Raw genomic sequence first — 22,836 nt, forward strand, 5'->3', positions numbered from 1 at the left:
GGCGCCCCCGCCGGCACGCCACGCCCCACCCCGGTGATCGCCGTCCGCTGGGTGAACGCGGTCTTGCGGAGCCGCCGCGGGCCCTGGAGGATCGGCCGGTCCTCCAGGGCCGCGCGCACGGCCGCACCCGGCCGCGTCCCCGGGCGGGCACCCCCTACCCAGGGAGCTGTGGATCATGAAGCTGCTGCGAGTCGGTACGGCGGGAGCGGAGCGTCCGGCACTGCGCGACGCCGACGGGGCCCTGCGCGACCTGTCGGGCCTCGTGCCCGACATCGACGGCGCGCTGCTCGCCGACACCGCCGCGCTCGACCGCGTACGGGCCGCCGCCGACGCCGGCCGGCTGCCCGTCCTCGATCCGGCCGGGCTGCGCGTCGGGCCGCCGGTGGCGCGCATCGGCAAGGTCGTCTGCATCGGGCTCAACTACCACGACCACGCCCGCGAGACCGGGGCCGCGACGCCCGCCGAGCCGGTCGTCTTCCTCAAGGCGCCGGACACGGTGGTCGGCCCGTACGACCCGGTGCTCGTGCCGCGCGGCTCGGTGAAGACCGACTGGGAGGTGGAACTGGCGGTCGTCATCGGGCGTACGGCGCGGTACCTGGAGTCGGCGCGGGAAGGGCTGGCGTGCGTCGCCGGGTACGCCGTCGCGCACGACGTGTCGGAGCGGGAGTTCCAGATGGAGCGGGGCGGCACCTGGGACAAGGGCAAGAACTGCGAGACGTTCAACCCGCTCGGGCCCTGGCTGGTCACCGCCGACGAGGTGCCCGACCCGCAGCGGCTGCCGCTGCGGCTGTGGGTGAACGGGGTGCTGCGGCAGGACGGCACGACCGCCGACCAGATCTTCCCGGTCGGCGAAGTCGTCCGCTCCCTCAGCCGGTTCATGACGCTGTACCCCGGTGACGTCGTCAACACCGGGACCCCGGCGGGGGTGGCGATGGGGCAGCCCGAGCCGAAGCCGTATCTGCGGGCGGGGGATGTGGTCGAGCTGGAGATCGAGGGGGTGGGGAGGCAGCGGCAGGAGATGCGCCCCGCGTAGCGGCCGCTCGGCGGAGGAGCCCCGCGCGGCGGCTGCGCTCCGCCGGCGGCGGGATCGCGGGCGGGTGCGGGCGGGGCTCGTCGCCTGGCGCCCCGCTGGTGCCCCGCGCCTTCCGGGGATTGGCGGCCGTCAGGCGAGGAGGGCGGCGAGGGTCTGCCAGGCGGGGCGGGGGAGGGCGTCGGGGGCGGGCTGGACCACCTGGAGGGCCACGTGGTCGGCGCCGGCCTCGTGGAAGGCGGTGATCCGGCGGCGGATCGTGTCCTCGTCCCCCCAGGCGAACAGAGCGTCGACCAGGCGGTCGCTGCCCCCGCCCGCGACGTCCTCCTCCGTGAAGCCGAGGCGCAGGAAGTTCCGGGTGTAGTTGGGCAGTTCGAGATAGCGGGCGAGGCAGGCGCGGGCCGTCGTCCGGGCGCTCGCCGGGTCCGCGTCGAGGACCACCTTGAACTCCGGGGCCAGCAGCGGCCCCTCGCCCAGCGTCTCGCGGGCCCGCGCCGTGTGCTCCGGCGTGACCAGGTACGGGATTGCGCCCCCCGCCCGGTCCCGGGCCAGCTCCAGCATCCTCGGGCCCAGCGCCGCCAGCACCCGGTGGTCCGCCCGCAGCCCCGCCCGGTCCAGGTGGTCGAGGTACCCGGTCATCGCCGCGTACGGACGCCGGTACCCCGCGACGCGCGGACCGTGGCTCACCCCGAGCCCCAGCACGAAGCGCCCGGGGTGCGCCACCTCCAGCTCCGCGAAGCCGGCGGCGGCCTCGGCGGCCGTGTGCTCCCAGACGCTCTGGATGCTCGTGCCGACCACGATCCGCGAGGTCGCCTCGATCAGCGGGGCGGCGTGCCGGGCGGCGCTGTTGCCGCCGAGCCACAGCGCGCCGAACCCGAGCCGTTCCAGCTCGGCCGCCGCCTCCGCCCGTCGGGCGCGTCCCGCGGGGTCCTCGGAGCGCAGTCCGGTGCTCCAGACGCCGTAGCGTCCGACGGATTTCCTCAGCGCGCTCCTCGTGTCGCTCATCTCTTCCGATCCCTCCGGTGGGCACCGACCGTCACGTCGTCTGTGCCGCGTGCCGACCGGAGGGAAACGCCGCCGGTTCCCGCGTACCGCCGTCCGGGGCAGGGCCCTTCGTCAGCCGGCGAGGAACCGCCGCAGCGCCTCCACCACCAGCAGGTGGTCCTCGGCCTGCGGAAGTCCCGAGACGGTCACCGCGCCGATCACGCCCACCCCCGCCACGGTGATCGGGAAGGAGCCGCCGTGCGCCGCGTAGGTGTCCGGGTCCAGCCGGGAGGACTCCTCGAACGTGGTGCCCTTGGCCCGGAACCGCGCCCCCACCAGGTACGACGCGCAGCCGTACCGTTCCACCACCCGGCGCTTGCGGTCGATCCAGGCGTCGTTGTCCGGGGCCGAGCCGGGCAGTGCCGCGCGGAAGAGCTGGCGCCCGGCGCGGTGGATGTCGACGGCGACCGGGGCGTGCCGCTCGCGGGCCATGCCGACCAGCAGCGAGCCGAGCGCCCAGGCGTCGTCCTCGGTGAACCGGCGAAGGACCAGGCGGCGTTCCTGTTCCTCCAGCTCCTCGACGGTGGGCACGGAGGGCCGTTCGCGGGTCACAGCGACACCACCACCCCGTCGCGGGCAGAGCGGCGGGCGGCCTCCAGCACGTCCAGGGCGGCGGCGGCCTCCCGGGCGCCGACCGGGTTCGGGCCGTCCTCGCGCAGCGCCTTCGCCACCGCGGCGTAGTAGGCGGGGTAGTCACCGGGAAGGGTGGGCTCCACGCGTCCGCCGCCGGTCACCGGGGACTGGCCGGAGCCGACGCGGCCCCACAGCGACTCGTCCTCCTCGCCCCAGCCGGGGCCGGGCCGCGCGCCCTCGCGCAGCGCCGCCTCCTGCGGGTCGAGGCCGTACTTGACGTACCCGGCCCGCGAGCCCAGCACGCGAAAGCGCGGGCCGAGCTGGGCGGTGGTGGCGGAGACGTACAGGTGGGAGCGGACGCCGCCGGCGTGGGTGAGGGCGATGAACGTGTCGTCGTCCGCCTCCGCGCCCGCGCGCCGGACGACCGCCTCGGCGTACACGGCGCTCACCGGGCCGAACAGCACGAGGGCCTGGTCGACGACGTGACTGCCCAGGTCGTACAGGAGGCCGCCGATCTCGGCGGGGTCGCCGGACTCGCGCCAGCCGCCCTTGGGCTTGGGCCGCCAGCGCTCGAAGCGGGACTCGAAGCGCCACACGTCGCCGAGGGCGCCCTCGGCGAGCAGCTTGCGCAGGGTGCGGAAGTCGTTGTCCCAGCGGCGGTTCTGGAAGACGGAGAGCAGCAGGCCGCGCTCCTCGGCGAGGGCGGCCAGCTCGCGCGCCTCGGCCGCCGTGCCCGCGACCGGCTTGTCCACGACGACCGGCAGACCCGCCTCCAAGGCGGCCGTGGCGAGCGGTACGTGCGTCTTGTTCGGGGACGCGATCACGACGAGGTCCAGGTCGCCGGCCCGGTCGAGGAGCTGCTCCGGGCCGGCGACGGTGCGTGCCTCCGGGAAGGCGGCGCGGGCCCGCGCCTGCCGTTCCGGGTGCGAGGTGGCGACCGTGTCCAGGACGAGGCCCTCGGTGGCGGCGATCAGCGGGGCGTGGAAGACGGAGCCCGCGAGCCCGTAGCCGATGAGGCCGACGCGCACGGGGGTGCCGGGGGGAGTAGCAGTCATACGGCTACTTTCGCAACGGTGTTGCCATAGTGCAAGCGCCGGGGACAATGGCGACGTGGACAGGGCGAACGACGGTAGGGACGGCAGGGCGGACGGCGCTCCCCGCGACGAGCCGGCGGGCACGGCGGGCGACCGCGCGCGACACGCCGGTGCCGCGCACGGGAACGGTGCCGCGAGCGGCGGCGTGTCGCGGGGTGGCGGGGCCCGGCCCGGCGTGTCGTCCGGCGTGTCGGTCGGCGGGCGCGGCGCGCGGGGCGTCGGCGTGTCGCCGGGTGCGGACGCGGGGGACGGCGGGGTGCCGGGCGCGTCGAGCGGCGCCGGAGGCGCGCGGGCCGGGGGTACGGGGGCGTACGGCGGGTACGGCGGCGGGGGGAGCGGCGGCGGCTCGCGGAGCGCGCCGGGCGGGCTGCGGAACGCGCCCGGCGGGGCCAACCTGCTCGCGCTGCGCAGCCACAACGCCGCCCTCGTGCTCGATCTGCTGCGCACCGCCGGCGAGGAGGGCATCAGCCGGCTCGAACTCGCCGAGCGGACCGGGCTCACCCCCCAGGCGGTCAGCAAGATCACCGCACGGCTGCGGGAGGACGGGCTCGCCGCCGAGGCCGGGCGCCGCGCCTCCACCGGCGGCAAACCCCGCACCGTGCTGCGGCTCGTGCCGGAGGCCGGACACGCCCTCGGCGTCCACCTGGACCGCGACGAACTGCGCGCGGTGCTGGCCGACCTGACGGGCGCCGTCCTGGCGGAACACCGCGCACCGCTGGACCTCGGCGCGGGGGCGGAGGCCGTGCTCGGCGGCGTCGTCCGGGCCGCGACCGAACTGTTCGCACGGGCACCGGCGGGAGCCCCGCCGCGAGGGCGACCGCGTCCGGGTCGCCCGGGGGACACCGGGTGGAGAGGGGGCGGCGGGGGCGGCGCGGGTCCCGGGGAGCCCGCCTGGCCGCCGACGCTCCTCGGGCTCGGGGTCGCGCTGCCCGGTCCCCTCGACCACGTGAGGGGCGTCCTGCGCAGGGTGACCGGCTTCCCGGAGTGGGACGGCTTCCCGCTGCGGGACGCGCTCGCCCGGCGGCTCGGCGTGCCCGTCGTCGTCGACAAGGACACCAACGCGGCGGCGCTCGCGCTCGCGGTGGGCGGGGAGCGCGGCTCCTTCGCGTACCTGCACCTCGCCACGGGACTCGGCGCGGGGCTGGTGATCGGCGGCAGCGTGCACCGGGGACCCCGGACCGGGGCCGGCGAGTTCGGGCACCAGGTCGTCCAACTCGACGGACCGCCCTGCACCTGCGGCGCCCGGGGCTGCGTCGAGGCACTGTGCCTGGCCGCCGTCGCGCGCGGCGACCTCGCCGAGGCGGCCCGCGTGCTGGGCACCGGCGCGGCCAACCTCGCCGGACTCCTCGACATCGACCTCGTCCTCCTCGGCGGCCGGACCGTCGCCACCGCGCCCGGCGCGTTCACCGAGGGGGTCGGCGCCGTCCTCGACGCCCGCGCCCGGCGCGCGGGCGGGCGTGACGCCGCCGTCCCGGTCCGGATCGCCCCCGGCGGGGCCCGTGTGGTCGCCGAGGGCGCGGCCCAGCTCCACCTGGCCCCCCTCTTCGGCCGCGACGACGCCTGACCACCCGCCACGGCGGGACGTCGCCGCGCGCCGGACGGGCCACAGACGCTACGGACGCGGTCGCGGGCCCCGGCCCGGTGCGACGGCCGGTACGGTGCCGGTCCCCGGCACTCCGCCGCCCCCTCTACGCGGGAGCGCCCGCCGTCACCGGGCGCCCAGGCACCCTCAACCCCGGCCTTCCGTGCGGTGGGGCCCGCCCGGTGCGCCCTGGCCGGGCTCGGCCCCGGTCGGTACCCGGGCCTTCCGCGAGGGAACGCCCGCCACCACCCGGCCCAGGCACCCTCACCCCGGCCTTCCGTGTGGCGGGGCCCGCCCGCCCCCGCGTACCCCGAGCCGGGCTCGGCGCCGGTCGCGTACGAGTGCGGCCCGCGTGCACCGCCCGCCTGCGGGCGCGCCCCGTGTAGCCCGGATGTCCCAGGCGGTGGTGGGCCAGGCGTGCGGGGGTGTGCGGCCGTTCGGGCGGACGCGCTCGGACGGCGGTGCCCTGTGGCCGGACCCTCCGACACGCTCATGTGCCTATGCGACCGTTTGCGCCCGCCTCCGCCTCCCTGACGGCGGCAGCCGCCCTGCTGGCCGCCGCCGCGGCCCCCGCGCCCACCCCCGCCGCCGCGGAACCGCGCGCCCCGCTGCCCGCCTGCGCCGCGGCCGAGGACGGCCACGAGTTCCCCCTCACCACCCGCATCCACGGCGGCCCCGACGACTACGAGCCCGGCGGCGGCCCCGGCACCTGGTACCTGGACCTCACCAACACGACCTCCCGCGCCTGCGAGGGCGTCCACCCCGTCCTCTTACTCGTCGACGAGCGGCACGACCTCGCGCCCACGCAGCCGCACCTGGAGTTCGACGACGAGGGCCGTACGTACCCCGTCGCCTTCGAGCACACCGACCGGGACGAACTGGTCGCCCCCTTCGGTGAGGAACCCTCTCCCGCTCCCGGCGGCACCGCCCCCGCCGCCCCCTTCCGGGGCTTCACCGTCCGGCCCGGCGAGACCCTCACCGTCACCGTGCGCCTCGCGTTCGCCGCCCACACCGCGCCGGGCGACGTCACGGCCACCGCGGCCGTCGTCCAGCGCCGGGGCGACGACGGGGAGTGGGTCGGCCAGTCGGACGACTACCGCTTCCGCATCGGTTCCGGCGAGGGCGGCACCGGCCGGGGCGCCGGCCCCGTCGCCCCCTCGGTCGCCTCCACCCCGGACGGGCGGCGCGGCGCCTTCCCCTTCGCCGACCAGCTCGCCGGCACCGGACGGGGCCGCCTCAACGCGGCCCTGGCGGTCACCGCCCTGCTCCTCGCCGCCGGCGGCACGGCCCTCCTCCTGACCCACCGACGCCACTGACCGCCGACGCCCCCGACCCGCCGACGCCCCCGACCGCCGACGCGGTCGCGCCGCGCCGGCGCACGGCGGGCAGGGAGGTCCTCCGGCTCGGCCGGGTGGACATCGGCGGCAAACCCACCGCGTATGCGGACGGCTGGAAGGAAGCCGCCGGAAGCCGACCATTCCCCAAGATCGGGTGAGTGTCTAGGCTGGAGGTCACCGCTGGACCGCGTACGGCAGGAGAACCCGCGCATGGCAGACCGCAGGCCCATCGAGTCCTGGCTCACCGACATGGACGGGGTGCTCATCCACGAGGGCGTACCGATCCCCGGCGCCGACGCCTTCGTCAAGCGGCTGCGCGAGTCGGGCAAGCCGTTCCTGGTGCTCACCAACAACTCCATCTACACGCCGCGCGACCTGCACGCCCGGCTGCGCCGCATGGGTCTGGACGTGCCCGTCGAGGCCATCTGGACCTCGGCGCTGGCCACCGCCAAGTTCCTGGACGACCAGCGGCCGGGCGGCTCCGCCTACGTCATCGGCGAGGCGGGTCTGACCACCGCCCTGCACGACATCGGCTACATCCTCACCGACCACGAACCGGACTACGTGGTCCTCGGCGAGACCCGCACCTACTCCTTCGAGGCGATGACCAAGGCGGTCCGGCTGATCGAGGCCGGCGCCCGCTTCATCTGCACCAACCCCGACGAGACCGGCCCCTCCGCCGAGGGGCCGCTTCCGGCGACCGGCGCGGTGGCCGCGCTGATCACCAAGGCCACCGGCAAGCAGCCGTACTTCGCCGGCAAGCCCAACCCGCTGATGATGCGCACCGGGCTCAACGCGATCGGCGCCCACTCCGAGTCCAGCGCGATGATCGGCGACCGCATGGACACCGACGTGCTGGCCGGCATGGAGGCCGGGATGCGCACCTTCCTGGTGCTCACCGGCCTGACCCGGCCCGAACAGGTCGAGGACTTCCCCTTCCGTCCCTCCGAGGTCGTCGACTCCATCGCCGACCTGGTCGACCGGGTCTGACCGTCCCGGGCCCCGGACGCGGGGCCCGGCGTCGGTCACCCGACCGGCGCAGCGGGCCCCCGCACCGGCGTGCGGGGGCCCGGCCCGCGGGGGACTCTCCAGGTAACTGGAGGTGCACGATGGGTTCACGCAAAGTCACTCTCTGTGCCGCGGTGTTCCTGGCCGCCGCGCTCACCCCGCAGGCGTACGCGGCGGACGGCGGCGTCGCGGTCGACCCGGCCGCGCCCGCCCCCGGCTCCGACGTCACGCTCCGCGTGACCGACTGCACCGAACGCACGGCGGTCGCCGTGTCGGCCGCCTTCGAATCCGACGTACGGCTCTCCGTCTCCGGCTCGCAGGGCACGCTGACCGGCTCCAGCCGGGTCCGCGCCTCCGTCACCGCCGGCGTCTACGCCGTCCGTGTCACCTGCGGCGACCGGGCCCGTGAGGGCACCCTCACCGTCGGCGAACGCCACGGCACCGGCCGGCCCGACGCCCCGGCCACCCCGGTCGCGCCGGTGCACGCGGGCGGCGGCGGCACCGCGCGGCTGGCCTCGGGCGACGACGCCCGCGCCGACGCCCCCGGCACCGGGCACGCGGTGACCGGGTTCGCCCTCGCGGGCGTCGCGGCGGTGGCCGTCGCCCTCGGCGGCGTCCGGCGGCGCCGGACGCGGGAGGCGCGCCGGCCATGACCGACGTCTCCCCGCCCGCCGGGGCCCGGACCGGCTCCGGCCGGCTGGTGACCGGCGTGGCCTGGGCGGTGCTCCTGCTCGCCCTGTGGCTGTGGGGCCGCGAGTCCGACCCGGCCGGCGCGGCGGCCCGGCCCGCCACCGGCGACATGGCGGCGGCCGGCCGGCCCCCCGGCGTACGGCTGCCCCCGGCCCACCGGCCGCTCGGCGACGCCCCGCCCGAGCGGGTCGACATCCCCGGCCTCGGCCTGCGGGCGCCCGTCGTGCCCGCCGGCCTCGACGGCGACGGCGCCATCGAGGCACCCTCCTTCGCCGACGCGGACACCGTCGGCTGGTACGCGGACGGCACGACGCCCGGCGCCGCCGGCGCCGCCCTGCTCGTCGGCCACGTCGACACCGACACCCGGCCCGCCGTCTTCTACGAACTCAGCACCATGGAGCCCGGCGAGACGATCCGGGTGGTCCGCGCGGACGGCGCGACCGCCCGCTTCACCGTCGACGACATCCGGGTCCTGGACCGCGACGGCTTCGACGCCCGCCAGGCGTACGGCCCGCGCGCCACGGGCCGCGCCGAACTCCGGCTGATCACCTGCGGCGGCACCTTCGACCCGGCCACCGGCGGCTACTCGGCCAACGTGGTCGTCTCCGCCTACCTCACGGGCACCGAGGCCGGGCCCGCCGGGGACACCGGGCCCGGCACCCCGGCCGGCGCCCGCGCCTGACCCGCTCCGCCCCCGTCCGCCCGGCCCCGTGTGTCAGGATTGGGCGTTCGCACAGGCGGTCAGGTGGGGGTGGGATGGACGGCGGCAGGCGAGCCGGGAGGACGTCCGCACGGCGGATCTCCGCGGCAACGCTGGGGGCGGCACTGCTGCTCGCCGGATGCTCCGGCACGAAGGACGCGAAGGACGACGCGAAGGACGGCGGCGGCACCGGCATCACCCAACGGCCCGCCGCGGAAGGCCCGTTCTGGGTCAACCCGGAGGGCACCGCGGCCCACGAGGCCGCCGCCCTCGCCCGCGACGGCAAGAAGGACCAGGCCGCGCAGATCCGCAAGATCGCCGCCTACCCCGCCGCCGAGTGGATCAGCCCGGAGAACCCGCGGGAGCAGGCCCGCGCCTTCACCGAGGCCGCGGCGAAGGCCGGCCGCACCGCGCTGCTCGTCCTCTACAACGTCCCGCACCGCGACTGCGGCCAGTACTCCCAGGGCGGCGCCGCCGACGGCGACGCCTACCGCGCCTTCGTCGCCGCCGTGGCGGAGGGCATCGGCGACCGGCCCGCCACGGTCATCCTGGAACCGGACGCGGTGCTGCACCTGGTCGACGGCTGCACCCCGGAGGAGTTCCACGAGGAGCGCTACGACCTGCTCAAGGGCGCCGTCGCCACGCTCGCCGCGCTGAAGGACACCGCGGTCTACCTGGACGCGGGCAACGCCGGCTGGGGCGACCCCGACCAGATCCACGAGCCGCTGACCTGGGCCGGCGTCGAACAGGCCGACGGCTTCGCGGTCAACGTCTCCAACTTCTACTCCACCGAGGACTCCCTCGCCTACGGCAAGCGGCTCTCCGCCAAGGTGGGCGGCAAGCACTTCGTCATCGACACCAGCCGCAACGGCAACGGCCCCTACACCGGAGGCGATCCCGGCGAACGCTGGTGCAACCCGCCCGGCCGCGCCCTCGGCGAGACGCCGACGACCGAGACGGCCGACCCGCTGGTCGACGCCTACCTGTGGATCAAGCGGCCCGGCGAGTCGGACGGCGAGTGCAAGGGCGGCCCCCGGGCCGGCCGCTGGTGGCCCGAGTACGCGCTCGACCTGGCCCGCGCCTCCGGCTGACCCGCCCCGCGGGCCCGGCTGACCTGCTCCGCGCCTCCGGCTGTCCCGCCGCGCGGGCCCGGCCCGTCCCCGCGCGGCCGGCCCGCCCGCGGACGGAAGCCGCCGCCCGTGGCCGAACGCCTCCCGCGCTCGGACGGGCGGCCCCCGGCCACGGCGAAGGGCGCCCTCCGCGACGGAGGGCGCCCCCGGTGTGCCCGTGGTGCCGGCCCGGTGCCGGTGCCGGGTCAGGGCACCTTGACCCACTGCGCCTTGCTCGGCGTGCCCTGGTCGTCGACGGCGAAGAGCATGTACCAGCCCGACTGGACCAGGTTCTTGCCCTGTGGCACGGTCACGGTCACCTGGTCGCCCGAGACCTCGAAGTCCACCGCGATGGACCGCTGGTCGACGTCCGTGACGTGTGTCGACGCGCTCGGCCGGATCAGCCGCATCTTCTTCACCGAGGCCGCGGCCCGCGAGGTGAACGTGCCCGACGCGCCGCGTTCGATGGTCTGCGGACCGCCCGACAGGTCGGGCCGCGAGTCGCGGTACAGGTAGGGCGGCGTGTAGATCTCGATGCGCTGCTCGAAGGTGCCCGGCTTGGTGTTGGCCTTGTCGCCGTAGAGCGAGTCGGAGCCGAAGAACATCAGCCGGCCGTCGGGCAGCAGGATCGACCCGGCGTGGTAGTTGCGGCCCACCAGCGGGTCGGCGACCCGCTGGAAGGTGTTGCTCGCCGTGTCGTAGATCCGCGCCTGGAGGATGTTGGAGTCGCTGCGGCCCCGGTAGTCCTCCGAGCCGCCGGAGACCATCACGGTGTCGTCGGGCAGGAGCGAGGCCTGCGGGTAGCGCGTGCCCTTCTCCATCGTCGGCCCGTCCACGAACCTCGGCGCGTCCGCCTTCAGGTCGACCAGGCGGGTCTTGTTGCTGGCGAGCTTGGACTCGCCGACCCCGCCGCCGCCGATCACCATGTACTTCTCGTCCTGCGCGGGCGGGAGCAGCACCGTGCCGGAGGTCTCCAGCATGTCGGCGTCGCTCAGCCCGGGGATCTCGGTGAACGTGTTGCTCTCCACGTCCCAGATGCCCGGGTCGCGGCCCACGTCGTCCGGCCCGTACCCGGCGTTCGAACCCGAGTAGAAGATCTTGCCGTCCTGCTTGAGGAACAGCGCCGGGTAGGTGGGGAACTGGCGGACCTTGTCGGTGTAGGTCCACTTGCGGGTCTTCGGGTCGTAGATCTCGTTCTTGCCCGGGACGATCTGGCCGATGTCGTCGAGGCCGGAGACGCTGAGGATCTTCCCGTCGCTCAGGGTGGTGAGCGTCGGGTACCAGCGGGCCTCCAGCATCGGGTCGACCTTGATGTACTTCTCGGCGACCGGGTCGAACTCGAAGGCGTCCCGGATGCCCTGGAAGTCCTTCTTGTCGAGGGCGAGCTTCTGCGCGATGCCGTACGTGTTGCGCTCGTCCTCGCCCGACAGCCCGTGGATGCGGTAGTTGTCCTCGGTGCCGGTCTCGTACTGGGAACCGCTCTTGTCCGCCTCGACGTAGACCCGGCCGTAGCCGGGGTCGTTGCGGAGGAAGGCGCCGGTGGCCGGGTCGAAGACCTTCTCGGCGCGCGGCACCAGCACGGGGTCCTTGGAGACGAAGGTCTTGCCGCTGCCCTTGCCGGTGAAGCGGGTGCCCGCGGGCAGCGTCATCGGCTTGTCGGGGTTCTCGTTGTGGACGATCATCAGGCCGCCGGCCTTGGTGACGTCGCCCTTCAGCTTCTCGTAGCGTTTGGTGCCGCCCGCGATCAGCAGGTTGCCGTTGGCGAGCTGGGTGTGGCCGGTGCAGAAGAGGTCGGACGGCGTCGGCACCTTCTTGATGGTCCCCTCGACCGGGTCCCAGATGCGCGTGTCGTACTGCTTCGCGTCGAAGTTCTTCTTGTTGTTGCCCGATCCGGCGACGAGCAGCACCTTGCCGGTGTGCAGCAGCGCCGCGTGGATGGTGTTCTGCCGGTACTCCTCGGGAAACTCGACGATCTCCCACTTGCCGTTCTCGGCCTTGTACTCCGGCTTGTTGATTGCGTACTGGTGGTATTTCTCGGTCCCGAAGCGGTAGAGCCACGGCCCGTTCATCCCGGCCAGCGCGACTACCACCGCGGTGCCTATCGCGAAGCGACGGGCCCGGCGGCGGCCGGCACGGTCCTTCATTCCTTACGTCCCCCAAGTCCACCAAGGGCGATCTGCATGGTCTGTTCATCGGTGCCGTCGGGCGCACCCCACGACGGCTGCTGCTGCGACGGGTACGGCGGTCCCGCGGGCGCCGTGTCCACGGGCTGGGTGCGCGGCTCCGCGGGAGCCGCCGCGACGGGCTTCTTCCTCGCCTCCCGCAGCGAGTGCCGCCAGGCGAAGATCGGCGAGGCGGTGATCAGCAGCGCGAAGCACGCCCAGACGATCATGGCGGGGTGCGAGTGCCCGAAGACGAAGCCGGCGGCGATCGAGGCACCGAAGATCACGATGAAGTACCAGTGGTACCGGAAGGTCCCGAAGAGCGTGTCCGGGCTGGCCGAGTCGCCCTTGGGCGTGACCACGAACTTGCTCTTGCGGCGCAGCGCGGAGTCGATGAGCGCCTTCGCGTACAGCGGCGCCGACAGCGCCGACATGACCATGCCGGCCACGCCGCCGGAGCCCTCGGGTTCGTGCGGGGAGACGTTGTGGCGGCGGTTCCAGACGTAGAGCCCGATCTGGAGGGCGGAGGCGTTGCCGTAGAGCATCAGCCAGACCACCGGGTCGATGTTGACGCCCGAGGCGCCCAGGCCCAGGAAGAGGGCGCAGCTCAGCGCGGCCAGGATCCAGTTGAGCGCCGACATCGGGTAGAAGATGATCATCATGGTGTAGTTGAAGAGCTTGCCCGGAGGCAGGGAGTACCAGCCCTTCCAGTACTGCGTGAGGATCGTCTCGTAGGTCCCGCGCGACCAGCGCATCTGCTGGGTGAAGAAGTCCGTCCAGGCGTTCGGGCCCTCGCCGACCGCGAGCACGTCCGGCGTGTAGACCGAGCGCCAGCGGCGTCCGGTGGCCGGGTTCTTGTGGCGGTGGATCTCGAAGCCGGTGGCCATGTCCTCGGTGATCGAGTCGTACAGGCCGCCGATCTGCTTCAGCGCCGTGATGCGCACCGCGTTGGAGGTGCCGACGAACATGGGCGACCCGTAGCGGTTGCCGGCCCGCTGGATGAGCGCGTGGAAGAGGAACTGCTGCGACTCGGCGGCCTTGGTGATGGGGTTGTCGTAGTTCCCGTACACCTGGGGGCCGATGACGAAGCCGACGTCCGGGTCGCGGAAGAAGCCGAGCATCCGCTCCAGGTAGTTGGGCAGCGGCACGTGGTCGGTGTCGACCGAGGCGAAGAAGTCGTAGTCGTCGCCGTGCGCCTCCAGCCACGCGTTGTAGTTGCCGTGCTTGGTCTTGGCGCGGTGCGGTCCCTTGGGCCGGTTCCAGCGGGCGACCCCTTTGCGGGAGAAGTGGTGCACGCCCAGGCGCGCGCAGACCGCCTTCACCTCCGGATCGTCGCCCTCGTCCAGGAGCCAGACGTGCATCAGGCCGCGGTGGCGGATCCTGACGGCCGCCTCCAGGGTCTTCGTCACCATCTCCAGCGGCTCCTTGCCGGGCACGAAGGAGGTGAGGAAGGCCACGCGGGTGCCGGTCTCGGGCACCACGGGGACCGGGTCGCGGGCGACCAGGGTGGCGTGGGCGTTGGAGAGGACGTTCAGGCAGCGGAACAGCTCGATGAGGCCGATCGCCACGAGCATCACCACGTCGAGCGCGGGCAGCCAGTCGAAGGCCGGGTAGTCGCGCTCGGTCCAGTGCTCGGGGCGCAGCAGCCACACCAGCAGCACCACCGAGAGCAGCGGCGCCGCGGCCAGCATCAGCGCGACCCGGACGCGGTGCGGCTCCTGGGAGAGCAGCGAGCGGTACTGGACCCGGTAGGGCCGGCCGGGATCGGGCTGGGTGAGGGGGCCGGCGAGCCGGCTGTAGTGCTCGTAGTCGTAGCGCGGCAGGGTCTTCTTTATCCGGCGGAAGGCCCCCGTGTTGCCGCTGCGGTGCGAGACCACCCTGAGCTGGGTGGTCCGGGACGGGTCGTCGTCCCGCCCGGCGCCCGTCGGCGTCGACGTCATTGAGTCATCCCCCCACACGCGGGTCAGCGCGTGTTTCGTCGCTTCCTTCGTCTGTGAGGGGTCCCCCTCCGCCGTCACAGACGTGTCAATGGTGGGCTGCTGTCACCACGGCATCCCCACACCTTATAGAGACATGGGACGGCGATTCCCGGTTGCATGATGCCCCCCTCGGCATCCGGCCGCGCACGGACCCTCCCCCGGGTCCGCGGGCTGCCGGCCCGGCGCCCAGCCGGACCAGGGTTCTACGGCGTTCGTCATGATCGCAAGAGGGTCCCGGCACTCCGGGACGCGGGGACGCGGAAGGCCCCCCGTGGGAACGGAGGGCCTTCCGGTGTCGGTGCGCCGCCAGGGACTCGAACCCCGGACCCGCTGATTAAGAGTCAGCTGCTCTAACCAACTGAGCTAGCGGCGCCTGCTGACCGCGCCCACTCTACCGGACGCCGGGGCGTGCTCCCGACCACCGCGCCGGGGGCGGTCCCCGCTCACCCGCCAGGGGTCCTCCATTCGGCAGAGCATTCCATCGTTCGGACCGTCAACATGCGAGTGGAGAAGACAGTTGAGAAACTAACGACATGTACCGCCGCGGAACGTTCCATCGTGAGTGTGAGGGGAATCGCATGGCGACTCCGGTATTCGAGGACATCGATCCCGCGAGCGATTGCGACTGCCCGGGGTGCCGCCTCTGGCACCGCGTCCTCCCGCATTCCCGGGCCGGCAGGGGACTGGCCCATCCGGCGTCGCACCGGGCCGTGATCGTGGCCACCGCCACCACCGCCGCACTCGGCGCCGGAGCGGGGGTGACCGTCCCGACCACCGCCCACGCGGCCCACTTCCCCGGCGTTCCCGCAGCGGAGGAGGGGGACAGCCCGCAGGGGGAGCCGGGCCCCCTGTACGGGAACGTGGGCAAGACGGCGACCCCGACCGCGGCGCCGGCCCTGCCCGCCATCACCCGCTCGGAGATCATCGACCGGGCCCGGAAATGGGTCACCGCGAAGGTTCCGTACAGCCTTTCGGCGTATTGGTCCGACGGTTATCGGCAGGACTGCTCGGGTTATGTGTCGATGGCCTGGAACCTGCCCGGGAACGAATGGACGGGAAGCCTCGCGCAGTACGGCGTCCGCATCACCAAGGCGGAACTCCAGCCGGGCGACATACTCCTCTTCCACAATGCGGCCAATCCCACGAACGGCTCCCACGTCACGATCTTCGGCGGCTGGACCGACTCCTCCCGCACCACCTACCTCGCCTACGAGCAGACCAAGCCCTCCACCCTGGCCCGCACCACGCCCTACGCCTACTGGAGCAACTCCGCGCAGTACGTGCCCTACCGCTACAAGGGGGTCACCACGGGTGCCGCCGGCGCCCCCTCGGCGAGCGGCTTCCCGGGCACCGGCGCCTTCGGCCCCGGCGCGGTCAACGCGCACGTCACCCGGCTCGGCACCATGCTCGTCGCCCGGGGCGGCGGGCACTTCTACACCTCGGGCCCCGGGCCGCGCTGGACGGAGGCGGACCGCCGGGCGACCGAGGCGTTCCAGCGCGCCCAGGGCTGGCGTGGCAAGGACGCCGACGGGCTCCCCGGCCCCACCACCTGGCGACTGCTGGCCGGCGGCAAGGGCAAGGACATCGCCCCGCCCGCCTCGCACGGGGTGCCCGGCTTCCCGGGCCGCGGCGCCTTCCGGCCGGGCGCGGTCAACGCCTACGTCACCCAGCTCGGCGAACGGCTCGTCGCCAAGGGCCACGGCGCCCATTACACGACCGGACCGGGGCCGCGCTGGACCGAGGCGGACCGGCGCAACGTCGAGGCGTTCCAGCGGGCCCAGGGCTGGCGGGGCGGCGCGGCGGACGGCTACCCCGGCCCCGAGACCTGGCGGCGCCTCTTCTCCTGACCGCCCGCCCCGGGCGGCTCCGGGGCCACGACCACCCGTTCATGGCGCATCTGGCGCGGAGGCTGGAGCACGCATGAGTACGACCTCGTCCACACCCTCGTCCACGGCCGCGCCCGCGGCCTCCCCGGAACCCGTCCCCGGGTCCGGCGCCGCGGAGGGCGCGGCCCGGCACACCCGGCTCATCCACAGCGAGGCCACCACGGAGATCCCCGTCCACCTGCTCTTCCGCGACGAGTCGGGACCGGCGCCGGTCCCGCTGCGGCCCGCGGTCGTCGCCCGCCGGCAGGGCACCGGGGAGCAGCCCCGGGTGCGGCGGCCCGGTCCCGCCGTGCCCCGGCCGGTGCCGCCGGTCGACCCGGAGCTGACGGAGCGTCCGGCCCGGGTGCTGCCCGGCGCGGCGGGCGTGGCCGCCGGGGCGCTCGGGCTGGCCGGCTGCGCGGCCACGTCCTGGTGGGCGGGGCTCGTGCCGCCGCTCGTCCTCCAGTCGCTCGCGCTGCCGCCCGCCCCGGCCGCCGGGGGGCTCGGCCCGGTCGCCTGGGCGGCGTACGCGGCGGCCGGCACCCTCGGCCTGTTCGGGTTCGGCGGGCTGGCCCGGGGCCGTACCGGCTCGGCCTGGGTGCTCGGCCTGTTCGGCCGCTACCGGGGGAGCGTGCGGCGCACCGGCCTGATGTGGGTCAACCCGCTGCTGCTGCGCCGCCGGGTCGACGTGCGGCTGCGGCACTGGCGGGGCGAGCCGATGCCCGCGGCGGACGGCAACGGGGTCGCGCTGCGGGTGGTGACGCTGGTGGTGTGGCGGGTGCGGGACACCGCGCGGGCCACGCTGGCGATCGAGGACCACGAGGCGTACCTGCGCCAGTGCGTGGAGGCGGCCCTGGCCCGGGTGCCGGTGGAGCCGCCCGGCGGGGCGCGGGCCTCGGCGGACGGGGCGGGGGAGGCGCTGACCCGGATGGTGGCGGCGGACGCGGCACCGGTGGGGCTGGAGGTGTTCGCGGTGCGGCCGCTGCGGGTGGAGTACGCCCCCGAGGTGGCGGCGGCGATGAACCGCCGGCGGATCGCCGCGCTGGAGGCCCGGGAGCGGGCCGACGCGCTCGACTCGGTCGTGGACTCGGTGGAGGACACGGTGACCCGGCTGACCGTGCGCGGACTCGTCGACCTGGACGACTACGAACGCAAGGCGCTGGTCCGGGACCTCACGGTGGCGTTCTGCGCCGGGCGGGGCGACACGGGCGCCTAGACCCGCCGTACCCGGGGCCGGGGAGCCCGGCGCCGGGCCGGTGCGGGGTCCGTGTGGGGCCGGGCCGGGGCGGTGTGGGGCCGTGCGGGGCCGGCGGGGGAGCGGGCCGGTGCGGGTTCCCGGATTGGTATGGACATGTTCAACGCTGAGCAATAATCTGGGACTTGGTCTAGACCTGCACGGCTCACTGATTCTCCCCCACGTCACAGGAGCAGCAGTATGCGCACAAGGACCAAGTTGTACGCCGCCTCGGTCGGCATGGCGACCGCCGGAGCCCTGGTGCTCTCCTCCGGTGGCGCCAGCGGTCACGGCTACACCGACCTGCCGGTCAGCCGCCAGAAGCTCTGCCAGAACGGGTCGGTCTCCAACTGCGGCAACATCCAGTGGGAGCCGCAGAGCGTCGAGGGCCCGAAGGGCTTCCCCTCCTCGGGTCCGGCCGACGGCCAGCTCTGTTCGGCCAACAACGGCCAGTTCGCGCAACTCGACCGCCCGAAGACCCCGAACGGCCAGAACTGGCCCACCACCAAGGTCAACGGCGGCCAGAGCTACACCTTCCGCTGGCAGTTCACCGCCATGCACTCCACGACCGACTTCAAGTACTACGTCACGAAGCCGGGCTGGGACCAGAACCGCAACCTGACCCGCGCCGACCTCAACCTCACGCCGTTCCTGACGGTGCCCTACAACAACCAGCGTCCGCCGGCCACGCTCTCCCACAGCGGCACCCTGCCGTCCGGGCTGAGCGGCCACCACGTGATCCTCGCGGTGTGGACGGTCGCCGACACGAACAACGCCTTCTACGCCTGCTCGGACGTCACCTTCTGACCGGCGCGGAACGCGAAGGAGCCCCTCGCGGGGCGAGGGGCTCCTTCTGTTGTGCGCCGCCAGGGACTCGAACCCCGGACCCGCTGATTAAGAGTCAGCTGCTCTAACCAACTGAGCTAGCGGCGCATGACTCCCGCCGTCCGCCTGGGGCGGTCGGCGACGAGGAAAATCATACCTGCTCTCCGGGCGTGCTCCGACCGCCCGCGCCCCGGCCGGGACGCGCGGGGCGGGCCGGCCGGGAATCGGCGGGCAGGTCCTGGATCGCCAGCGAGAGCAGCACCGGCGTCGCGCCGCGGTTCAGCGTGTCCGCGGCCCGCCGCAGCCGGTGGGCGTGCTCGACCGGCAGCGACAGCGCCAGACTGCCCGCGGCCGAACCGGCCGGGATCGGGACCGCCGCGCAGACCGTGCCGACCGCGTACTCCTGGAGGTCGAGGACCGGCATGCCGGCCGGCTGCGACTCCAGCCGGGAGAGCAGCAGCCGGTCGCTGGTGATGGTGCGCGAGGTCAGCCGGGCCGCCCTGTGCCGGGCCAGGTGGTCACGGCGGCCCGCGGGGTCCAGCTGGGTCAGCAGGCTCTTGCCGAGCGCGGTGGCGTGCGCCGAGCGGCGGAAGTCCACCCACTCGTTCACGCGGGGCGCCGCCGGACTGTCCGCGCAGTGGACGACGCGGACCTCCCCGTCCACGTACCGGCTCATGTAGACGGCCGCGCCGACCGTGTCCCGCAGCCGGTCCAGGGTGCGCTGGAGCCGTTCGCGCACCGCCTGCTCCCGCCCGTGCGCCGAGTCCGGGCGGGTCAGCGCCTCGCCGGTGACGTACGCGCCGTCGGCGCCCCGCTCCACGTAGCCCTCCTGGCGCAGCATGCGCAGCAGCGGGGCCAGCCGCTCCCGGCCGAGGCCGCTGTGCCGGGCGAGGTCCGTCTCGCTGATCCCGGCGGGGTACCGCGCCACGGTCTCCAGGGCGCGCAGGGCGTCCTGGGTCGGATGGTGCGGCGCGGTCGGCTTGTGCTGCAGCGCCACGGTGGTCTCCCCCTGCGCGCGCTCGATGGGCCCTGATCCGGACGGCTCGTGCCCTTCACGATAACCGTCGGCCCCGCCGCCGCGCGGGCCTCTCGGCGAGATCGCCGGCGCTCCGGCCTGGGGCACCGGCCCCTGGCATATGCCAGGGGAACGCCCCAACGTCCCGGCCTCGGACGTTGGGGCGCGGACTCCGCACGGTCACAGGACCGCGCTGAGGAATTCCCGGGTCCGGTCGTGCTCCGGCTCGCTGAAGATCTTCTCGGGGGCGCCGGCCTCGATGACCCGCCCCGAGTCGAACATCAGCACCTGGTCGGAGATGTCCCGCGCGAAGTTCATCTCGTGGGTCACGCAGAGCATGGTGATGTCCGTGCTGCGCGCGATGTCCCGCAGCAGGTCGAGGACGCCCGCGACCAGCTCCGGGTCGAGCGCCGAGGTCACCTCGTCCAGCAGCAGCACCTTGGGCCGCATCGCCAGGGCGCGCGCGATCGCCACCCGCTGCTGCTGGCCGCCGGAGAGCTGCGCCGGGTGCGCGTCGCACTTGTCGGCGAGGCCCACCATGTCCAGCAGTTCCCTGGCCCGTTCCACCGCCTCGTCCCGGGACAGGCCGAGCACGGTGACCGGGGCCTCGGTGATGTTGCGCAGCACGGTCATGTTCGGGAACAGGTTGAACTGCTGGAACACCATCCCGATCTGCTTGCGCACCTCCCGGCACTGCTTCTCGGGCGCGGGGAAGAGGTGCTGCCCGTCGACGACGATCGTGCCCGCGTCGGGCTTGATCAGGGTCATCAGCAGCCGCAGGATCGTGGTCTTGCCCGATCCGGACGGACCGATCAGCGTGACGTGCTTGCCGGACGCCACCGAGAAGTCGAGGTGGTCCAGGACGATGTTGTCGCCGAAGCGCTTGGTGACCCCCTCCAGGCGGATCAGCTCGCCGCCCGGCTTTCCGGGGCTCTTCTCGGGATGGGGCACGGTGTCAGTGGACAAGGCGTCGCTCCAGGGCTCGCAGGGCAAGGGAGGCCAGGTAGGAGACGATGACGAAGGCCACGCCGATCACCGTCAGGGGTTCGGTGAACTGGAAGTTCTGCTGCGAGAACAGCCGCGCCTCGCCGAGCATCTCCAGCACCGTGATCGCCATCAGCAGCGGGGTGTCCTTCAGCATCGAGATCACGTAGTTGCCGAGGGCGGGCACCACGCGGCGGACGGCCTGCGGCAGGATCACCGCGGTCCAGGTCCGCCGCAACGGCAGGTTCAACGCCGTCGCGGCCTCCCACTGGCCCGCCGGCACCGCCTCGATGCCGGCCCGGTAGACCTGCATCGTGTACGTCGAGTAGTGCAGGCCGATGCCGACCACGCCGGTGGTCAGCGCGGAGAAGGTCAGGCCCCACTCCGGCAGCACGTAGAACAGGAAGAAGAGCTGCACCAGCAGCGGTGTGTTCCGCACGAACTCGGTGACCACGCCGACCGGCCAGGTCACCCAGCGCGACGGCACCCGCATCAGCAGCGCCCACACCAGGCCCAGCGCGAACGAGATCACCGAGCCGAGGACCAGGATCTGCAGGGTGACCAGCAGCCCGTCCCACATGTGCGGCATGAAGTCGGACACCGCGGTCCAGTCCCAGGTCATCGCACACCCCCGGCTCCGGCCGGCTCGGCGGCGACGGCCTCACGCCGTGGCGCCGCCTTCCCGACGCCCGCCTTCAGCTTCTTCTCCAGGCCGCGCATCATCCGGGTCAGCAGGAAGGCGATCACGAAGTACAGCAGCAGGATGTACGTGTAGATCTCCGCGCTCTCCTGGAGCGCCAGCCGCACCAGGTTCCCGCTGAACGCCAGGTCGCCCATGCCCATGACGGACACCAGGGCGGTGCCCTTGAGCAGTTCGACCAGGAGGTTGGAGAAGGGCGGGATCATCTCCGGCACCGCCTGCGGCAGCAGGATCAGCCGCATCCGCTGCCAGGGCGTGAAGCTGAGCGCGATGCCGCCCTCCCGCTGTGCCGGGTCGACCGCGCCGAGCGCGCCGCGCACGATCTCGGAGCCGTACGCCCCGTAGGTCAGCCCCAGCGCGAGCGTGCCCGCCCACATCGGCACGAGCTGCCAGCCGAAGGCGGGCGGCAGCACGAAGAACACCCAGAAGATCATCACCAGTGCGGAGGTGCCGCGGAAGATCTCCGTGTAGAGGCCCGACAGGAAGCGGACGATCCACAGCCGGTGGGTGCGCGCCACACCGGCCACGAAGGCGACCGCCGTCGCCAGCAGGGCGCTGAAGACGAGGAGCTGGACCGTGACCCAGACGCCCCGCAGTACGAGTTCCCACAGTCCCGAGGTCATCCGCCGCACAGCTCCTTCGCGGTCAGATCGGTCATCTCGTTCTCGGTGAAACCGAAGGGCCGCAGGATGCGGAGGAGTTCCCCGCTCTTCTTGAGCTTGCGCAGCTCGACGTTGAAGGCGTCGCGCAGGTTGGTCTCGGTCGGCCGGAAGGCGAAGCCGCCGCCGTCGACGTGCGGCTTGCCGTCGACCAGCGGCGCGAACGCCTCGGTCACCTCGGCCTTGGCCGACTTCTTGACCACCTCGCGGGTGGTCAGCGCGGTCCCCGCGAAGACGTCCACCCGCCCGGCCTCGACCGCGTTCAACCCGGCCACCTGGTCGGGGACGATCAGGATGTCGCTCTCCTTGTACCCGGCGTCCACCGCGTACTGGATCTCCGCGTACCCGGTGCCGGTGGCGAACCGGGCCTTCTTCGCCACGACGTCCCGGTAGTCGCGCAGCCCGAGCGGGTTGCCCTTGCGCACGATGAAGGAGTCGAGCATCTGGTAGTCGGGGTCGGCGAAGATGACCTGGCGGCACCGGTCCTCGTTGATGTACATCCCGGCGGCCACGACGTCGAACTGCTGTGAGGCCAGCCCCGGGATGAGCGAGCCGAACTCCGTCGGCACCGGCTGCACGCGGTCGACGCCGAGCCGCTTGAAGACGGCCTTGGCGAGTTCGGGTGCCTCGCCGGTCAGCTCACCGTCCCGGTCGATGTACCCGAACGGGATCTCGCCGGCGATGCCGAGCCGGACGACGCCCTGGGCCCGGAGCCGGTCCAGCAGGTCGCCGCCCCGCACACCGGAGGCGGTGGCCACCCGCGAGCAGCCCGCCGCCCCGAGCGCGCCGAGCGCCGCGACCCCCGCGAGCAGCGACCGGCGTGTCGGCCTGGGTGTTCGAACGGATATCCCCCATGGAGGGGTTCTCAGTGGTCGAGCCATGGCCGCGCAGCTACCCGAAGCGCCCGGGGTTATGCCGATCTTTTTCCGTCCGATACAGAGCCGCACCCGGCCATCGCCCGGACCCCGGGCCTCCGGTGTCCGTCAGGGGACACGCCCGGAGGGACACCCGGGCCCCGGGGCCGTGGGCCGGGGTTCGGGGGGCGGGGCCGGGGTTCGGGTCCGGGGGAGCGCGTCCCGTCCGGACCCGGCGCACCGGCCCGTGCCCCCACGCCGGCCCGTGCCCCCACGCCGGTCCCGGAGCGTGCCTCCGTGCCCGCCCCTGCCCGCCGACGGTGAAGCCCGTGCCGCCCGCGGTGCGGAGGCGCCGGTCGGGGGGCGGGGCCGCGGGGGTCCCCTCCGGGCGG

20 protein-coding genes and 2 tRNA genes are annotated in these 22,836 nt (G+C 74.0%); 10 read left to right on the plus strand and 12 right to left on the minus strand.

Going from position 1 to position 22,836, the window contains the following annotated elements; translation table 11 throughout:
• Positions 1 to 175 precede the first annotated feature (175 nt).
• Complete coding sequence (locus VM636_RS19480; RefSeq protein WP_338485230.1) at positions 176 to 1,033, plus strand: fumarylacetoacetate hydrolase family protein; 858 nt, start codon at positions 176 to 178, stop codon at positions 1,031 to 1,033.
• Between the two features lie 129 nt (positions 1,034 to 1,162).
• On the opposite strand, the gene VM636_RS19485 is transcribed toward VM636_RS19480, so the two are convergent.
• The 3 genes from VM636_RS19485 to VM636_RS19495 all read right to left on the minus strand — a co-directional run bounded on the left by VM636_RS19485 (position 1,163) and on the right by VM636_RS19495 (position 3,702).
• Positions 1,163 to 2,035: an LLM class F420-dependent oxidoreductase gene (locus tag VM636_RS19485; protein WP_338485231.1), complete on the minus strand. Its 873-nt coding sequence runs from the start codon at positions 2,033 to 2,035 to the stop codon at positions 1,163 to 1,165.
• A 111-nt stretch (positions 2,036 to 2,146) separates the two neighbouring features.
• Positions 2,147 to 2,626: a heme-degrading domain-containing protein gene (locus VM636_RS19490; RefSeq protein WP_030418389.1), complete on the minus strand. Its 480-nt coding sequence runs from the start codon at positions 2,624 to 2,626 to the stop codon at positions 2,147 to 2,149.
• The gene (locus VM636_RS19495; protein ID WP_338485232.1) at positions 2,623 to 3,702 is read right to left on the minus strand and encodes a Gfo/Idh/MocA family oxidoreductase; all 1,080 of its coding nucleotides are present in this window, start codon (positions 3,700 to 3,702) and stop codon (positions 2,623 to 2,625) included. The genes VM636_RS19490 and VM636_RS19495 overlap by 4 nt, the downstream gene beginning before the upstream one ends.
• A 406-nt stretch (positions 3,703 to 4,108) precedes the next feature.
• On the opposite strand from VM636_RS19495, the gene VM636_RS19500 reads away from it, so the two are divergent.
• The 6 genes from VM636_RS19500 to VM636_RS19525 all read left to right on the plus strand — a co-directional run bounded on the left by VM636_RS19500 (position 4,109) and on the right by VM636_RS19525 (position 10,149).
• The gene (locus VM636_RS19500) at positions 4,109 to 5,305 is read left to right on the plus strand and encodes an ROK family transcriptional regulator (protein ID WP_338486411.1); all 1,197 of its coding nucleotides are present in this window, start codon (positions 4,109 to 4,111) and stop codon (positions 5,303 to 5,305) included.
• A gap of 518 nt (positions 5,306 to 5,823) precedes the next feature.
• A complete protein-coding gene (locus VM636_RS19505) occupies positions 5,824 to 6,639 on the plus strand; it encodes a hypothetical protein (protein WP_338485233.1) in 816 nt (271 codons plus the stop codon).
• A gap of 231 nt (positions 6,640 to 6,870) precedes the next feature.
• A complete protein-coding gene (locus tag VM636_RS19510) occupies positions 6,871 to 7,650 on the plus strand; it encodes an HAD-IIA family hydrolase (RefSeq protein ID WP_030418385.1) in 780 nt (259 codons plus the stop codon).
• Positions 7,651 to 7,769: 119 nt separating this feature from the next.
• Entirely contained in the window at positions 7,770 to 8,321 is a 552-nt protein-coding gene (locus VM636_RS19515) for a hypothetical protein (protein ID WP_030418384.1), read from the plus strand.
• A complete protein-coding gene (locus tag VM636_RS19520) occupies positions 8,318 to 9,040 on the plus strand; it encodes a class F sortase (protein ID WP_051821177.1) in 723 nt (240 codons plus the stop codon). The genes VM636_RS19515 and VM636_RS19520 overlap by 4 nt, the downstream gene beginning before the upstream one ends.
• Before the next feature lie 74 nt (positions 9,041 to 9,114).
• A complete protein-coding gene (locus tag VM636_RS19525) occupies positions 9,115 to 10,149 on the plus strand; it encodes a glycoside hydrolase family 6 protein (RefSeq protein ID WP_053913955.1) in 1,035 nt (344 codons plus the stop codon).
• 224 nt (positions 10,150 to 10,373) lie between these two features.
• On the opposite strand, the gene VM636_RS19530 is transcribed toward VM636_RS19525, so the two are convergent.
• The 3 genes from VM636_RS19530 to VM636_RS19540 form a co-directional block, all read right to left on the minus strand.
• The gene (locus VM636_RS19530) at positions 10,374 to 12,311 is read right to left on the minus strand and encodes a kelch motif-containing protein (RefSeq protein WP_030418381.1); all 1,938 of its coding nucleotides are present in this window, start codon (positions 12,309 to 12,311) and stop codon (positions 10,374 to 10,376) included.
• Entirely contained in the window at positions 12,308 to 14,269 is a 1,962-nt protein-coding gene (locus tag VM636_RS19535) for a cellulose synthase catalytic subunit (RefSeq protein WP_030418380.1), read from the minus strand. Before VM636_RS19535 ends, VM636_RS19530 begins: the two co-directional genes overlap by 4 nt.
• A gap of 338 nt (positions 14,270 to 14,607) precedes the next feature.
• Positions 14,608 to 14,681 (minus strand) — tRNA-Lys (locus VM636_RS19540).
• Positions 14,682 to 14,886: 205 nt separating this feature from the next.
• On the opposite strand from VM636_RS19540, the gene VM636_RS19545 reads away from it, so the two are divergent.
• The 3 genes from VM636_RS19545 (at position 14,887) to VM636_RS19555 (ending at position 18,214) form a co-directional block, all read left to right on the plus strand.
• On the plus strand, positions 14,887 to 16,155 hold the full coding sequence (locus VM636_RS19545) for a peptidoglycan-binding protein (RefSeq protein ID WP_030418379.1): 1,269 nt from the start codon (positions 14,887 to 14,889) through the stop codon (positions 16,153 to 16,155).
• Between the two features lie 73 nt (positions 16,156 to 16,228).
• Entirely contained in the window at positions 16,229 to 17,389 is a 1,161-nt protein-coding gene (locus VM636_RS19550) for an SPFH domain-containing protein (protein WP_338485234.1), read from the plus strand.
• Positions 17,390 to 17,608: 219 nt separating this feature from the next.
• Positions 17,609 to 18,214, plus strand: coding sequence for a lytic polysaccharide monooxygenase (locus VM636_RS19555; RefSeq protein ID WP_030418377.1), 606 nt, complete (start codon positions 17,609 to 17,611; stop codon positions 18,212 to 18,214).
• Between the two features lie 52 nt (positions 18,215 to 18,266).
• Here the strand turns inward: VM636_RS19555 and VM636_RS19560 are convergent.
• The 6 genes from VM636_RS19560 to ehuB form a co-directional block, all read right to left on the minus strand.
• A tRNA-Lys gene (locus VM636_RS19560) sits at positions 18,267 to 18,340 on the minus strand.
• 43 nt (positions 18,341 to 18,383) lie between these two features.
• The gene (locus VM636_RS19565) at positions 18,384 to 19,229 is read right to left on the minus strand and encodes an IclR family transcriptional regulator C-terminal domain-containing protein (protein WP_338485235.1); all 846 of its coding nucleotides are present in this window, start codon (positions 19,227 to 19,229) and stop codon (positions 18,384 to 18,386) included.
• A 198-nt stretch (positions 19,230 to 19,427) separates the two neighbouring features.
• Entirely contained in the window at positions 19,428 to 20,213 is a 786-nt protein-coding gene (gene ehuA, locus VM636_RS19570) for an ectoine/hydroxyectoine ABC transporter ATP-binding protein EhuA (RefSeq protein ID WP_030418373.1), read from the minus strand.
• The gene (gene ehuD, locus VM636_RS19575) at positions 20,203 to 20,853 is read right to left on the minus strand and encodes an ectoine/hydroxyectoine ABC transporter permease subunit EhuD (RefSeq protein ID WP_030418372.1); all 651 of its coding nucleotides are present in this window, start codon (positions 20,851 to 20,853) and stop codon (positions 20,203 to 20,205) included. Before ehuD ends, ehuA begins: the two co-directional genes overlap by 11 nt.
• A complete protein-coding gene (gene ehuC / locus VM636_RS19580; protein WP_030418371.1) occupies positions 20,850 to 21,554 on the minus strand; it encodes an ectoine/hydroxyectoine ABC transporter permease subunit EhuC in 705 nt (234 codons plus the stop codon). Before ehuC ends, ehuD begins: the two co-directional genes overlap by 4 nt.
• Entirely contained in the window at positions 21,551 to 22,471 is a 921-nt protein-coding gene (ehuB, locus tag VM636_RS19585; RefSeq protein WP_078855697.1) for an ectoine/hydroxyectoine ABC transporter substrate-binding protein EhuB, read from the minus strand. Before ehuB ends, ehuC begins: the two co-directional genes overlap by 4 nt.
• Positions 22,472 to 22,836: the final 365 nt, after the last annotated feature.

The sequence above is a fragment of the Streptomyces sp. SCSIO 75703 genome, assembly GCF_036607905.1.
GTDB lineage: Bacteria > Actinomycetota > Actinomycetes > Streptomycetales > Streptomycetaceae > Streptomyces.

Bases quoted from the DNA above. Each gene is read 5' to 3' on its own strand.
- VM636_RS19510 (WP_030418385.1), top strand. From the start codon at position 6,871: ATGGCAGACCGCAGGCCCATCGAGTCCTGGCTCACCGACATGGACGGG.
- ehuB (WP_078855697.1), bottom strand. From the start codon at position 22,471: ATGGCTCGACCACTGAGAACCCCTCCATGGGGGATATCCGTTCGAACA.
- ehuD (WP_030418372.1), bottom strand. From the start codon at position 20,853: ATGACCTGGGACTGGACCGCGGTGTCCGACTTCATGCCGCACATGTGG.
- VM636_RS19535 (WP_030418380.1), bottom strand. From the start codon at position 14,269: ATGACGTCGACGCCGACGGGCGCCGGGCGGGACGACGACCCGTCCCGG.
- VM636_RS19550 (WP_338485234.1), top strand. From the start codon at position 16,229: ATGAGTACGACCTCGTCCACACCCTCGTCCACGGCCGCGCCCGCGGCC.
- VM636_RS19555 (WP_030418377.1), top strand. From the start codon at position 17,609: ATGCGCACAAGGACCAAGTTGTACGCCGCCTCGGTCGGCATGGCGACC.
- VM636_RS19515 (WP_030418384.1), top strand. From the start codon at position 7,770: ATGGGTTCACGCAAAGTCACTCTCTGTGCCGCGGTGTTCCTGGCCGCC.
- ehuC (WP_030418371.1), bottom strand. From the start codon at position 21,554: ATGACCTCGGGACTGTGGGAACTCGTACTGCGGGGCGTCTGGGTCACG.
- VM636_RS19545 (WP_030418379.1), top strand. From the start codon at position 14,887: ATGGCGACTCCGGTATTCGAGGACATCGATCCCGCGAGCGATTGCGAC.
- VM636_RS19530 (WP_030418381.1), bottom strand. From the start codon at position 12,311: ATGAAGGACCGTGCCGGCCGCCGCCGGGCCCGTCGCTTCGCGATAGGC.
- VM636_RS19480 (WP_338485230.1), top strand. From the start codon at position 176: ATGAAGCTGCTGCGAGTCGGTACGGCGGGAGCGGAGCGTCCGGCACTG.
- VM636_RS19520 (WP_051821177.1), top strand. From the start codon at position 8,318: ATGACCGACGTCTCCCCGCCCGCCGGGGCCCGGACCGGCTCCGGCCGG.
- VM636_RS19485 (WP_338485231.1), bottom strand. From the start codon at position 2,035: ATGAGCGACACGAGGAGCGCGCTGAGGAAATCCGTCGGACGCTACGGC.
- VM636_RS19505 (WP_338485233.1), top strand. From the start codon at position 5,824: ATGCGACCGTTTGCGCCCGCCTCCGCCTCCCTGACGGCGGCAGCCGCC.
- VM636_RS19495 (WP_338485232.1), bottom strand. From the start codon at position 3,702: ATGACTGCTACTCCCCCCGGCACCCCCGTGCGCGTCGGCCTCATCGGC.
- VM636_RS19525 (WP_053913955.1), top strand. From the start codon at position 9,115: ATGGACGGCGGCAGGCGAGCCGGGAGGACGTCCGCACGGCGGATCTCC.